11 protein-coding genes and 2 tRNA genes are annotated in these 12,744 nt (G+C 67.5%); 2 read left to right on the top strand and 11 right to left on the bottom strand.

From position 1 onward, the window contains the following. Window positions 1-85: 85 nt before the first annotated feature. From HMI57_RS11095 to leuC, 6 genes are all read right to left on the bottom strand, one after another. Window positions 86-1,249 (bottom strand): D-alanine--D-alanine ligase, encoded by a 1,164-nt coding sequence (locus HMI57_RS11095; protein WP_171586072.1) that lies wholly within the window; start codon window positions 1,247-1,249, stop codon window positions 86-88. Beyond that, a complete protein-coding gene (locus HMI57_RS11100; RefSeq protein ID WP_171586073.1) occupies window positions 1,246-2,277 on the bottom strand; it encodes an NAD(P)H-dependent glycerol-3-phosphate dehydrogenase in 1,032 nt (343 codons plus the stop codon). Before HMI57_RS11100 ends, HMI57_RS11095 begins: the two co-directional genes overlap by 4 nt. Continuing rightward, on the bottom strand, window positions 2,274-3,032 hold the full coding sequence (locus HMI57_RS11105; protein WP_171586074.1) for a lysophospholipid acyltransferase family protein: 759 nt from the start codon (window positions 3,030-3,032) through the stop codon (window positions 2,274-2,276). Before HMI57_RS11105 ends, HMI57_RS11100 begins: the two co-directional genes overlap by 4 nt. A gap of 18 nt (window positions 3,033-3,050) precedes the next feature. Continuing rightward, window positions 3,051-4,403 carry a UDP-N-acetylglucosamine 1-carboxyvinyltransferase gene (gene murA, locus HMI57_RS11110; protein WP_171586075.1) on the bottom strand — a complete coding sequence of 451 codons (1,353 nt, stop codon included), beginning with the start codon at window positions 4,401-4,403 and terminating at the stop codon, window positions 3,051-3,053. 220 nt (window positions 4,404-4,623) lie between these two features. Next, window positions 4,624-5,223, bottom strand: coding sequence for a 3-isopropylmalate dehydratase small subunit (gene leuD / locus HMI57_RS11115; RefSeq protein WP_171586076.1), 600 nt, complete (start codon window positions 5,221-5,223; stop codon window positions 4,624-4,626). A gap of 9 nt (window positions 5,224-5,232) precedes the next feature. Then, window positions 5,233-6,714 (bottom strand): 3-isopropylmalate dehydratase large subunit, encoded by a 1,482-nt coding sequence (gene leuC / locus HMI57_RS11120; protein WP_171586104.1) that lies wholly within the window; start codon window positions 6,712-6,714, stop codon window positions 5,233-5,235. Window positions 6,715-6,791: 77 nt separating this feature from the next. Between leuC and HMI57_RS11125 the strand changes: the two genes are divergently transcribed. Continuing rightward, window positions 6,792-7,511 carry an IclR family transcriptional regulator gene (locus HMI57_RS11125; protein WP_171586077.1) on the top strand — a complete coding sequence of 240 codons (720 nt, stop codon included), beginning with the start codon at window positions 6,792-6,794 and terminating at the stop codon, window positions 7,509-7,511. Between the two features lie 25 nt (window positions 7,512-7,536). Next, the gene (locus HMI57_RS11130) at window positions 7,537-8,088 is read left to right on the top strand and encodes a DUF1697 domain-containing protein (protein ID WP_171586078.1); all 552 of its coding nucleotides are present in this window, start codon (window positions 7,537-7,539) and stop codon (window positions 8,086-8,088) included. A gap of 5 nt (window positions 8,089-8,093) precedes the next feature. On the opposite strand, the gene HMI57_RS11135 is transcribed toward HMI57_RS11130, so the two are convergent. From HMI57_RS11135 to HMI57_RS11155, 5 genes are all read right to left on the bottom strand, one after another. After that, window positions 8,094-9,737: a GTPase gene (locus HMI57_RS11135; RefSeq protein ID WP_171586079.1), complete on the bottom strand. Its 1,644-nt coding sequence runs from the start codon at window positions 9,735-9,737 to the stop codon at window positions 8,094-8,096. Continuing rightward, window positions 9,734-11,509: a dynamin family protein gene (locus HMI57_RS11140; protein ID WP_216607409.1), complete on the bottom strand. Its 1,776-nt coding sequence runs from the start codon at window positions 11,507-11,509 to the stop codon at window positions 9,734-9,736. The genes HMI57_RS11135 and HMI57_RS11140 overlap by 4 nt, the downstream gene beginning before the upstream one ends. Window positions 11,510-11,672: 163 nt before the next feature. After that, window positions 11,673-11,745, bottom strand: a tRNA-Glu gene (locus HMI57_RS11145). A 135-nt stretch (window positions 11,746-11,880) separates the two neighbouring features. Beyond that, a tRNA-Gln gene (locus tag HMI57_RS11150) sits at window positions 11,881-11,952 on the bottom strand. A 71-nt stretch (window positions 11,953-12,023) separates the two neighbouring features. Next, the gene (locus tag HMI57_RS11155; RefSeq protein ID WP_171586081.1) at window positions 12,024-12,743 is read right to left on the bottom strand and encodes an HAD-IA family hydrolase; all 720 of its coding nucleotides are present in this window, start codon (window positions 12,741-12,743) and stop codon (window positions 12,024-12,026) included. Window position 12,744: the final 1 nt, after the last annotated feature.

Genomic DNA, 12,744 nt, shown 5'->3' on the forward strand with positions numbered 1-12,744 from the left:
TCCAGGTTGACCCTGCCTGTCCGGGTTGCTCACCAAAACGACGACGGCACGACCCGTCTGGCATCTTCCGCGCCGGTCAGCCGGGCTAGCGGAGGCCGGTCTTCCGGTTCAGGGCCAGGGTGATCAGCTCGTCGATGAGTTCCGTGTAGGTGAGGCCGGACTTGGCCCACATCTGCGGGTACATGCTGATCGGGGTGAAGCCCGGCATGGTGTTGATCTCGTTGATGATCAGTCCGCCCGCCGGGGTGTAGAAAAAGTCGACCCGGGACAGTCCCTCGGCGCCGACAGCGTCGAACGCCTCGGCCGCGAGGGTGCGCACCCGGTCACTGACGGTGGGCGGCAGGTCAGCCGGGCAGCTCAGCTCGGCGGCGGCACCGTCGACGTACTTCGCCTCAAAGTCGTACCAGTCGTGGTCGCCGGGCTGGACGGCAATCTCGCCGGGCAATGAGGTCCGCGGTTCGCTGGTGCCGCGACCCTCCAGGACGGCCACCTCGATCTCCCGGCCGATGATGCCAGCCTCGACCAGCACCTTTGGATCGAAGTCACGGGCCACCTCGACGGCGGCAGCCAGGTCCTCCTCCGACGCCACCCGGGTGATCCCCATCGACGAGCCGGCGCGGGCGGGCTTCACGAAGGAGGGGAATCCCAGGGCCGCTGCACGGGCAACGCACCCGTCGCGGTCGTTGACCCACTGGCGATCGGTGATGACCTCGTACGGTCCCACCGTCAGACCGGCGGCGGCGAAGACCACCTTCATGTAGTGCTTGTCCATGCCGACGGCGGACGCCAGCACCCCGGCACCGACGTACCGAATGTCGGCCATCTCCAGCAATCCTTGGAGGGTGCCGTCCTCACCGAACGGTCCGTGCAGCAGCGGCACGACGACGTCGACCCCGCCCAGGCTGCGCGGCATTTGTTCAGCGGCGGTCACCATGAGCTCGGTGGAGGCGAGATCCATGCCGACGCCAGCCGCGGCGAGGACCAGCGACTCGTCCGATGCCTGGACCTCGGGAAGAGTCGCGGAGCGCAGCGACCACTGCGACGGATCACCGGAGACCTGCACCCACTGGCCGTTCTTCGCGATCCCGACCGGGATGACCTCGTACTTGTCCCGGTCGATCGCTTCGAGCACGCCGGCCGCAGTAATGCAGCTGACGGCATGCTCGCTGGATCGTCCGCCGAAGAGAACCAGTACCCGTGGCTTGGGCGTGTGGTCAGGATCGGGCGTCGCGGGTGGAACTACAGTCACAGTTTGCCTTCGGATTTCAGGTCGCGGGACAACAGTCGCGGCCCCAGGTCATGGACGGAGACGGTGCCCTGGAGCACTGCCACCACGTTCTCGGTAATGGGCATATCAACACCCAATTTACCGGCCAGGTCCAGCACGGCCTGGGCGGACTTGATGCCCTCGGCGGTCTGGTTCATCTTCTCGGTGACCTCGTCCAGGGTCAGCCCCTGCCCCAGTAACCTGCCAGCTGTGTGGTTGCGGGACAGCGCGGACGAGCAGGTGGCGATCAGGTCGCCCATCCCTGCGAGGCCGGCCATCGTTTCGGCTTCCCCACCCAGCGCGACGGCCAGCCGGGTGGTCTCCGCGAGCCCGCGGGTGATGACCGAGGCCTTGGTGTTGTCACCCATCTGCTTTCCCTCGCAGATTCCGACGGCGAGGGCGATGACGTTCTTGACGATCCCGCCAATTTCGACGCCCACCACATCGGGGTTCGTGTAGGGCCTGAAATACCTGGCGGTACACGCGGCAGCGATCCAGGCAGCCACGTCCTCGTCCGGGCAGGCGACCACCGAGGCGGTGGGCTCCTGCCGGGCGATCTCGAGCGCCAGGTTGGGGCCGGACACCACTGCGATGCGGTGCTCGGGGAGGTCCAGTTCGGCGGCGATCACCTGGCTCATCCTCGCGTCGGAGCCGACCTCGAGCCCCTTCATGAGGGAGACCACCACTGCGTCGGCGCTGAGGAACTGCTTCCAGCTGGCCAGCTGGGGCCTGAGCGACTGCGCGGGGACGGCGACAGCAACCAGTTCGGCACCGTCGAGCACCTCGGCAATGTCGCTGGAACTGGTGATGTTCGCGGGCAGGACTGTGTCCGGAAGGTACCTGCTGTTGCGCCGGGTGGTGTTGATCTCGGTGGCCACGTCGTCGCGGCGTGCCCACAGTTTCACCTGGGTGCCGTGGGCGGCGCCGGCGTCGGCGAGGATCTTCGCAAACGTGGTCCCCCAACTGCCGGCGCCCAGGACGGCGACCACGGCGGGAGGGGTGCGCGTCACGGGGTCCCCTCTGGAGGGCTGTCGTAGTCCCTGCCGGTACTTTTCTGGTGCTTGTCAGCCGGGTTCCAGCGTTCGGTGGGCGGGGTCTCCTGGCGCAACTCGGCCACGAGCTCGGTCAGCGCATCGAGGATCCGGTCGGTGGCCGTGTCCAGGACGGTCTTGGTGATGGGTTTCCCGGCCAGGTCGGCGAAATCGATCGGGTCACCGACCACTACCCGCGAGGTTTTCCGTGGGAACAGGTAGAGCCGCTTGGCGTAGCGCGGAAATACCTCGTGGGCGCCCCAGTGCGCGATGGGAACCACCGGCGCCCCGGTTTGAAGCGCCAGACGTGCCGCACCCGTGCGGCCCTTCATCGGCCACAGGTCGGGGTCCCGGGTCAGGGTGCCCTCCGGGTACACCACGATGCCACCGCCAGCGCTGATCGCGTCCCGGGCGGCCTCGAGGGACCGGTTGGCACCCGCGGTGGTCCGGTCCACCGGCACCTGGCCGGTGGCCTTGAGGATCCACCCCATGATGGGCACGTTGAACAGTGAGGCCTTCGCGAGGAAATGCGGTGTCACCTGGTGGTTGAACAGGAAATGGCCGATCACCACCGGGTCGATCTCGGTGATGTGGTTGGGGCAGACGATAAAGCCGGTGTCCTTCGGCAGTTTCTCTGCCCCCGACCACCGCTTCGCCATCAGCGCGTTCATGATCGGACGCACGGTGACGGCGAGCACGCCGAACGTCACCCGGGATTTCCTCGATTCAGCCATAAATGAGTACCGCTGAGCCTAGCGGCTGACCCCCTCGGGCGTCGCCTCGGTATCAGGGGTGACGTCGAAGTCAGCCCCGAGCCCCTCGAGTTTGTCCTGGAACCGCTCATAGCCGCGGTTGATCAGCTCGATGCCGGTCACCCGGGAGGTGCCCTTCGCGGCGAGGGCCGCGATCAGGTGGCTGAAGCCGCCCCGCAGATCCGGGATGTCGATATCGGCGCCGTGCAGCTGCACCGGTCCCGAAATGACCGCCGAGTGGAGGAAGTTCCGCTGGCCGAAACGGCAGGGGACACTGCCCAGGCACTCGCGGTGGACCTGGATGTTGGCGCCCATCCGGATGAGGGCGTCGGTGAAGCCGAACCGGTTCTCGTAGACGGTCTCGTGCACGATCGACACTCCCCCGGCCTGCGTCAGGGCGACGACGAGGGGCTGCTGCCAGTCGGTCATGAAGCCGGGGTGCACATCGGTCTCAAGCACCAGCGGGGACAGCTTGCCGCCCGGGTGGTAGAAGCGGATGCCGTCGTCGTCGACGTCGAAAGCGCCACCGATCTTGCGGTAGGTGTTCAGGAAGGCGGTCAGGTCCAGCTGACGGGCGCCCTCGACATAGATGTCGCCCTGGGTGACCAGCGCGGCCGATGCCCAGGATGCCGTCTCGTTGCGGTCCGAGATGGCCTTGTGATTGAAGCCGGTAAGCTCCTTCACGCCCTCGATCCGGATGGTCCGGTCGGTCTGCACGGTGATGATCGCGCCCATTTTCTGCAGGACGGCGATCAGGTCCATGATCTCGGGTTCGACGGCGGCACCCTTGAGCTCGGTGATGCCCTCGGCCCGAGTGGCGGTTAGGAGTACCTGCTCGGTGGCTCCGACGCTCGGGTAGGGCAGCTCCAGCTTCGCGCCGTGCAGTCCCTTGGGTGCGGAAATGGAGATTCCGCCGGGACGCTTGTCGACGACGGCTCCGAAGTTGCGGAGCACCTGCATGTGGTAATCGATCGGCCGGTCACCGATCTTGCAGCCACCAAGGTCGGGGATGAAGGCTTCGCCAATGCTGTGCATCAGGGGGCCGCAGAAGAGGATGGGGATCCGCGAATCGCCGGCGTGAGCGTCGATGTCCTTGGACTGGGCCATCTTCGCGCCCTTGGGGTCCATGCTCAAGTCCCCGGTGACCGGGTCCTTGGTGACTTCCACGCCGTGGAGCTTCAGGAGGCTGGTGACAACCTCGACGTCCTTGATCTCGGGGACGTTCCGCAGGATTGAGGGGGCATTGCCCAACAGGGTGGCGACCATCGCTTTGGGCACCAAGTTTTTGGCTCCGCGAACGAAGACCTTGCCGGTCAGAGGGACTCCACCACGAATGGTCAGCACGCTTCCCATGAACACCTATTTTCTACGATTTGCACACAACAGAGATTGCCCCCAGAGCAGCTTTTGCCTCCCGCTAAGCATAGGAGCATGTCCAACAAGACTGAAATAGGCTCCCCGGGGGTACTGGCGAAAACTGCCGTGAACCCCGATTCATTCCCCGCCGGACCGCGGAACCCCGCCGGCTGAATGAGTTTCCCCACCACAGGGGTTCCACCCCGGGGCGGCAGCCTCAGGTCCGGGCGGGTAGCGTCTTCGGCTTGAAAGTGGGGCGGGATCGCTCGTACTCGGTGATCGACTCCTCGTGGGTGAGGGTCAGGGCGATGTCGTCCAGTCCCTCCAGCAGCCGCCAGCGGGTGTAGTCGTCGATCTGGAAAGGTGCTGTGACGCTCCCGCAGACCACAGTGCGTTCCACCAGGTCAACAGTTACTTCGGTGCCCGGGTGGTTCTCGAGTACTTTCCAGATCAGCTCGATGTCGTCCTGCGCCACCTGCGCCGCGACCAGCCCCTGCTTGCCCGAGTTGCCGCGGAAGATGTCGGCGAACCGCGATGCGAGCACCGCCTTGAAACCGTAGTCCTTCAGCGCCCAGACCGCGTGCTCGCGCGATGATCCGGTGCCGAAGTCAGGTCCCGCCACCAGGACGGAGCCGGCGTTGAACGGCTCCTGGTTCAGGATGAAGTTTGGGTCCTTGCGCCACTCGGAAAACAGGGCGTCCTCGAAGCCGGTCCGGGTGATGCGCTTCAGGAACACCGCCGGGATGATCTGGTCGGTGTCGATGTTGCTCTGGCGCAGCGGCACTCCAATGCCGGTGTGCGTGGTGATCTTCTCCATGGGGTTCTCCTAGGCGGCGTTCGAAGCGGAGGGGACGACGACGTCGTCGTGCTGGCCGGTCGTGGCGGGTGGCAGGGGGTCGAGGTCCGACGGCGAACTGAGCGTCCCGCGGACGGCGGTCGCCGCAGCGACTACCGGGGACACCAGGTGGGTGCGGCCGCCCTTGCCCTGGCGACCCTCGAAGTTGCGGTTCGAGGTGGAGGCGCAGCGCTCCCCCGGTGCCAACTGGTCCGGGTTCATGCCCAGGCACATGGAGCAGCCGGCGAACCGCCACTCAGCGCCGAAGTCCTTGAACACCTGGTCCAAGCCCTCCGCCTCGGCCTCAAGGCGGACCCTCGCCGAGCCGGGTACCACCATCATGCGGATGTCAGGATCCTTGGCCCGGCCGCGGATGATGTCGGCGGCGATGCGCAGATCCTCGATCCGGCTGTTGGTGCAGGAGCCCAGGAACACGGTGTCCACCCGGATGTCCTTCATCGGGGTCCCGGCGTCGAGGGCCATGTACTCAAGCGCACGCTCGCAGGCCGCCTTGTCGTTCTCGTCGGCGAAGTCATCGGGAGACGGCACCGCCTGGGACAGGGACACGCCCTGGCCGGGGTTGGTACCCCAGGTGACGAAGGGCTCGAGGTCGTTGGCGTCAAGGAACACCTCGGCGTCGAAGACGGCGTCGTCGTCGGTGACCAGGGTCTTCCAGTTCTCGACGGCGGCGTCCCAGTCCTCGCCCTGAGGTGCGTGAGGCTTGTCCTTGAGGTATTCAAAGGTTGTCTCGTCGGGTGCCACCATGCCGGCGCGGGCACCGGCCTCGATGGACATGTTGCAGATGGTCATCCGCGCTTCCATCGACAGGGCCCGGATCGCCGAACCACGGTATTCCAGCACGTATCCCTGGCCACCGCCGGTGCCGATCTTGGCGATGACGGCCAAAATAATGTCCTTCGACGTCACGCCGGGCTTCAGGGTGCCCTCAACGGTGATCGCCATGGTCTTGAAGGGCTTCAGGGAAAGGGTCTGGGTGGCCATAACGTGCTCCACCTCCGACGTTCCGATGCCGAGGGCGAGGGCGCCGAACGCCCCGTGGGTCGAGGTGTGCGAGTCGCCACACACCACTGTCAGGCCGGGCTGGGTCAGACCAAGCTGCGGGCCGATGATGTGGACGATTCCCTGTTCCGCGTCACCCAGTGAGTGCAACCGCACGCCGAACTCCTTGCAGTTCGCGCGGAGGGTCTCAATCTGGGTGCGGCTGGTGAGATCGGCGATCGGCTTGTCGATGTCCCAGGTGGGGGTGTTGTGATCCTCAGTGGCGATAGTGAGGTCGGGGCGGCGCAACGGCCGGCCAGCCAACCGAAGCCCCTCGAAGGCCTGCGGTGAGGTGACCTCATGGACCAGGTGAAGGTCGATGTAAAGGAGATCCGGCTGCGATTCAGCACCCTGGACCTCGCCTTTGCGCACAACGTGTGCGTCCCAGACCTTCTCCGCGAGCGTATTGCCCATGACCCGTTCCCTTCGGTGCTGTTCGTCGTACATCTCAAGTAGTTGCATCTCAAATGCTGAGACGGCAATATCATCCTATGGACAATATTAGCGGTGTAGGGGTCATAGACAAAGCGGCGACGGTACTGGACGCGCTGGAGGCCGGCCCCACCACGCTGGCGCAGCTGGTGGCTGCCACCGGGCTGGCCCGTCCCACCGTGCACCGCCTCGCACAGGCACTGGTCCACCACCGCCTGGTCAGCAAGGACATCCAGGGCCGCTTTGTGCTGGGCAGCCGGCTGGTGGAGCTGGCTGCTGCGGCTGGCGAGGACCGGCTGATCGCTTCGGCATCACCGGTCCTGTTGAATCTGCGGGACGCCACCGGGGAGAGCGCGCAACTGTTCCGCCGGCAGGGCGAGTGGCGGGTTTGCGTTGCCTCGGCGGAGCGCCCGATCGGGTTGCGCGACACCATCCCCGTGGGAACCCAGCTCTCCATGAAGGCGGGATCCGCGGCGCAGTGCCTGCTGGCGTGGGAGGACCACGACCGCCTCCTGAAGGGCCTGCAGGAGGCACGCTTCACCCCGACGGTGCTCGCCGGGGTACGACGCCGGGGCTGGGCCCAGAGCCTGGGCGAGCGGGAGGCGGGCGTCGCCTCGGTGTCTGCTCCCGTGCGGGGGCCGTCCGGCCGCGTGATTGCCGCGGTGTCCATCTCCGGTCCGATGGAGCGGCTGACCCGTCAGCCGGGGCGCATCCACGCCGAAGTGGTGTTAAACGCAGCCCACCAGTTGACTCTGGCGGTCGGCAAGAGCACGGACTAGGGTGGCGCCATGACTGAGGTACGCCTTGACTGACTATGCGGTGTTCCTGCGGGGCGTCAACGTTGGCGGTGTCAATCTGTTGATGGCTGAACTGCGGGCAGCGGTCGAGACTCTTCCCGTTACCCGAGTGGCCACCCAGCTGGCCTCCGGGAACCTCACCTGCAGCTCGGACCTCACTTCCCAGGAGCTCAAGGACGCGGTGGAGACGCTCCTGCGCTCCACCTTTGGCTACGACGCCTGGGTGGTGATCTTCGATGCTGGGCGGCTCCGGGAACTGGTGGACGCCTGCCCCTACCCCGCTGATGACCCCACCACCCACACCTACATCACGCTATTTTCCGATCCCGAAGCACTCACCGACCTAGTCGAGGCGATCGACAGGGCAATCGGAGGCGCCACGGGAGGGCTCGGGGACTTCCGGGTGCTGGGTCCCGACGCCGCCGCCTGGTTGGCCCCGCGTGGGGGCACCCTCGACTCACCGCTGAGCAAGATCTCCGGCAAGCCACGCTTCAAGAACTCAAGCACCACCCGGAATCTGCGGACCCTGCATAAGGTGCTGGCGGTGCTCGAAAAGTAGCCTGCCTAGCTGCCCCCACGAGCCGCCAGGATGGCTTTCCGGAAGCCGTTGTACCGGTCAATCTCGGCACCGACGGGTGCGACGACATCGCGCAGCGCAACCTCGGCGACCGCCGCGTGCAGGCGCCTCCGGGCCCGGCGGCCCCGTGATCCAGCCGAGATCCGCGCGGCAACCGCAGCGAGAATCGACACGGCAATCCCGAGGACCGCTCCCCCGAGTGCCAGCAGGGTGGGAAGCGGAAACCCCTCGACGAGCGGGGTAGCCGGTGCCGGGATCTGCAGGAAGCCCAGCGCCGCAAGCAATCCCAGCCAGGCCAGGCCAGCCACGGCTGCGGCGAACAGGATCCATTGCAGGACGCCCACCAGCGGCCACCACCACGAACGGCGGCCCCACCGCAGGTCAGTCCCGGCGATGGCCTGGTCCAGGCCGTCGACCAGCGGACCGCCGGTAGCCTGGGCGGTGCTGCGGAGCTGCTCCCGCCATGGGCCACGCATGGACGAGGCGGCAGCGTCCGCATACTCCCGGAGGGCACCGTCCATGGCGGCGCGTTGCGCTGGCCCGGGGGTGGGCAGCGAGGTCCGGTTGACCGCAGCGTCGACGTCGGGGCGGCGCAGGTTCAGGCGACGCAGCGGATCAGGCCGGAGTTTCCCGAGCCAACGGGTCACGGGCCAGCCGGTGGCCGCGTGGGCGTCCCGCCGATAGGAGCCGACCACCGCGGCGACCACCGTCTCGGTGCCCGCGGCCCCGGCCAGGCGGTCCACCAGCCGCGACCGGTCCGCCTTGGCGGGTGGGCTGGCATCGGAGGACCCGGCATGCCCGGCAAGGTGGGCGGCCGCCGCACTCACGTCGGCAGTGAGCCGCGCCGTCGCGGCGCTCTGGCGTTTGACGATCGCCCCGATGTCCTTGACCAGCCCGTCCAACCCGGCCCCGGTCGCAGCCGACACCTGATGCACCGCGACCGACCCGAGACCATCGCCGGCGAGGATGTCCCGCAGCGACGCTGCCACCTGGTCGGGTTCGTCCCCCACCAGCCGGTCGATCTGGTTGAGCGCGACCAGGGTGACGGCGCCGTGGGCTGACATGCGTTGCAGGAACCCGTGGTGAAGGGCGGCGTCCGCGTACTTCTGCGGGTCGACCACCCAGAGCAGGACGTCGACCTGACCGGCGAGCCGCTCCACGATGGCGCGGTGGCTCGCCGCCGTCGAGTCGAAGTCGGGGAGATCCAGCAGGATCAACCCGCCCAGAGCGTCACGGGACGTGCGTCCCCCGGCAGCCAGCCGCGAGTGGGCTGGCAGTTCGTGGCGCTGGTCCACCTGGAGCCAGTCGAGCAGCGGTCCGCTGCCCTCGGTGTTCCAGAGCACGGCGAGCGGCTCGGAGGTGGTGGGGCGGCGGGCCGCGACCCGGGCCACGTCGGTGCCGGTGAGCGCGTTCAGCAGCGACGATTTGCCGCTGCCGGTGGGACCGAAGATGCCCACCACCGTGTGGGCGGCGGACAGGGACCGGCGGGTGCTGGCCCGGTCGAGTACGTCGAGGGCAGCCTGAAGCTCCTCCTCGGGGAGGCGGCCGACCGCCAGGTCGTGGGCGGTGGCCAGGGCGACCAACTGGTTCTGCACCGCCGATTCCGCCGCCTTGCCCTTGTGGCGGCTCACTGCTCCTGCCCCTCTGCGGCGGGGGCGCCGTCGTCGACGCTGCCCTGTCCGGCGTCGTCCTGCCGGGCTTGATGGGACACCAGTTCGTTGGCGAGGGTGCGCAGGGCGGCCGCTTCGGGTTGCCGACTGAGTGGCTCCAGCAGAACCAGGTAGCGCTGCTGTTCGGCACGGAGGAGGGACTCGCACCGGTGCCGGAGATTGTCGCGGGCAGTGCGGGCCAGCCGCCGCACCGCGTCTTCTCCGAACACTGCTTCGAGCACCTTCTGGCCGACGACGGCGGAACCACCGGCGACACCGATCTCCAATCCGCTCAGTCCGGCGGTGGAGGCGAACACCACGACCATCAGGGCCACCGCCACGCCGTTCACCCCGAACGAGAGCATCCGGGCGGTGAACCGCTTATTGGCTCCTTCGGCACTCACCAGGTCAAGGAGGTCCTTCTGCCAGGCCCTGATTTCCCGGGCAACCTCGGCGGAGAAGTCGCCCTCGCGCGGCGGCAGCCCGGCGAGCAGGTCCCGGCCCGCGTCAGCGTCCCGCCAGGCGCGCTCGGCTTTTTCGGCGGCCTGGGCCGCCTGTTCCACGATCACGGCATGGAGGCCGGTTTCGATGGCTGACTCCACCGTGACCGCCCGGGTGGGGCGGCCGGTGAAGAAGGAGCCAATGGCGTCACGTGCCCGGCCCACCCTGGACTCGAGGCCCCTCATGAACTCCCCCGTGCCCACGAAGTCCTGCCAGCGGGCCAGGACCTCGCCGCGGAGCAGTGTCCCGTCTTGAGTGGCGTCGAGGATGCCCGCGAGGGCGTTGTCATAGGCGCGGGTAACCGCGTCCTGGAGGCGCCGCTGCTCCGCCAGCTGGTCGTCCTGCGCGTCGGCAGCGGCGTCCACTCGGCCGGCCAGGGACTTCACGGCCCCGTACAGGGTGCGGCGGGCGATGTCCCGCCGCCCTGCGGCATCGGCGGCCAAGGCCTGTAGCCAGCGCCGGATGGGGTCAACTGCCTCCGCGGGGAGCATCCCCTCCGCGTCCAGCGGCAGTTCGGGGACGATAAAGATCGGCGCATGGCCCAGCTCAGCGGCGGCGAGCAGCGTGTGCAGGTCACCGCGGATCTCTTCCTCGACGCCCGGCGGAACCCGGTCCAGCACGACGGCGAGCAGGATGTCCCGCGCGGCAGCGTCGGCGAGGAGCTTCCAGGGCACCGCATCCGCGTACCGGTTGGCTGTTGTGACGAAGACCCACAGGTCTGCGGCCGCGAGGAGCTGGTTGGCCAGGCGACGGTTCTCGTCGGCGATCGAGTCGAGGTCGGGGGCGTCGAGCAGCGCGAGGCCCAGCGGAATCATCGGGTCGGGGCGCAGCAGCAGCGTGCCAGCCCCGGGTAGGTCCGGGTTGCGCGCCTCGTCCGTTACCGGAGCAGGACTGCCGGCGTCAACGGCGCGCACCCTGCTGAGGGTGGGGAGGATCCGTTGGTCGGAGAACCACCGGTCGTCAGCCGGATGATGCAGGAGAACCGGTTGCCGGGTGGTCGGGCGGATGGCACCCGAGCGGGTCACGGGGTGTCCGACGATCGCATTGACGAGAGTTGACTTCCCGGCCCCGGTGGATCCGCCGACGACGGCGAGCAGCGGCGCGTCCAGGCTGCGGACGCGGGGAACCACGTAGTCATCGAGCTGGGCCGCGGCCGTGGCGGCGTTGCGGCGGGCGTCCTCGGCGCCGTGCACCGCCAGGGGGAAGGTTAAACCGCGCAGGGCTTCGCTGGTGTGGTGCAGCGTCGCGAGCAGCGGATGTGCGCCGGCGGGAGGAAGGGTGTCAGTCACCACCCCATTGTGCCGTACACCCCTTGATCCCGGCCGTAGGGTGCCACTGCCCCCCACGTCAGCCAGGCAGTCAACTGGGCATGGGCAAGAAAAAGCCCCCGGAACCGTGGGGTTCCGGGGGCAGTTGTGACCCCAGCGGGATTCGAACCCGCGTTACCGCCGTGAGAGGGCAGCGTACTAGGCCGCTATACGATGGGGCCAGTACTGTGTGCTGTCTGGTTGGACCAAACGAGCTAGATGATTGTTTCACATCTGCTAGTTGCCACCAAATCAGTTGGTTTGCCCTCCGGACCGAAGTCCCGAATCAAACCGCCTGATCAGGCCTGCATCTAACGCTGGGGTACCAGGACTCGAACCTAGAATGTTGGTACCAGAAACCAGTGTGTTGCCAATTACACCATACCCCAATGGCACATCCCGAAGCGCTCCGCGAGGAGCTTCCGGGCCGCTTCAAACCGCTCTGCGCCGAGAGATCACTTTACCGGACATTCGGCAGGAACTGCAAAACGCCCGCCAGCGAGGTGATCCGGCGGCCCGCGAAGTCCCCCGGCCCGGCGTTCCGACGGTCCAGCCACACCCCGACCAGCCCGGCCGCGTCGGCACCCTCGGCATCAACGATCCGGTTGTCCCCCACATAGAGGGTGCGTTCCGGATCGGTGCCGAGCTGCCGGGCACCCTCCCGGTAGATGGCGGGGTCGGGTTTCGCCGCCGACACCGTGTCGATTCCAACAAGAACACCGAACCGCGAAAGCCCTGAACGGTCCAGTTTGGCGCGCTGATAGTCATGCACATTATTGCTGACAGCCCCGTAGGGCACGCCTGCTGCGTCGAGCGCATCGAGCAGCGGTACAACGTCGTCGTACGGCGCAAAATGCAGCGGCAGGGTCGCCTCGTAGGCGGTGTTCCAGCGGCGGGCGGCCTCGCCCTCGAGCGGCTCCTCGACGAAGGCAGCCTGCGCATGCCTGGCGCGGTGCAGCCTCTGCTCGGTGAACGTCAGCTCACCCGCCAGGAACCGCTCATAGGAGCCCAGCGGATCACGGGTGTACAACCTCTTGTACTCGGTCCACTCGGCTTCACTGAGGTGCGCCAGGGTGTCGGCGCCCACATGATGCAGGGTCCGGCCCATCGCGGTCTCCAGGTCGACCAGGGTGTCGTCAATGTCGAACAGGACCCCGGCGATCTCCGGCAACGCCTCCACG

The organism is Arthrobacter sp. 260, assembly GCF_013116745.1.
GTDB lineage: Bacteria > Actinomycetota > Actinomycetes > Actinomycetales > Micrococcaceae > Arthrobacter_D.

What these genes read in the sequence shown, in the direction of transcription:
- murA (WP_171586075.1), bottom strand. Translation starts at nt 4,403, where the DNA reads ATGGGAAGCGTGCTGACCATTCGTGGTGGAGTCCCTCTGACCGGCAAG.
- leuD (WP_171586076.1), bottom strand. Translation starts at nt 5,223, where the DNA reads ATGGAGAAGATCACCACGCACACCGGCATTGGAGTGCCGCTGCGCCAG.
- leuC (WP_171586104.1), bottom strand. Translation starts at nt 6,714, where the DNA reads ATGGGCAATACGCTCGCGGAGAAGGTCTGGGACGCACACGTTGTGCGC.
- HMI57_RS11105 (WP_171586074.1), bottom strand. Translation starts at nt 3,032, where the DNA reads ATGGCTGAATCGAGGAAATCCCGGGTGACGTTCGGCGTGCTCGCCGTC.
- HMI57_RS11125 (WP_171586077.1), top strand. Translation starts at nt 6,792, where the DNA reads ATGGACAATATTAGCGGTGTAGGGGTCATAGACAAAGCGGCGACGGTA.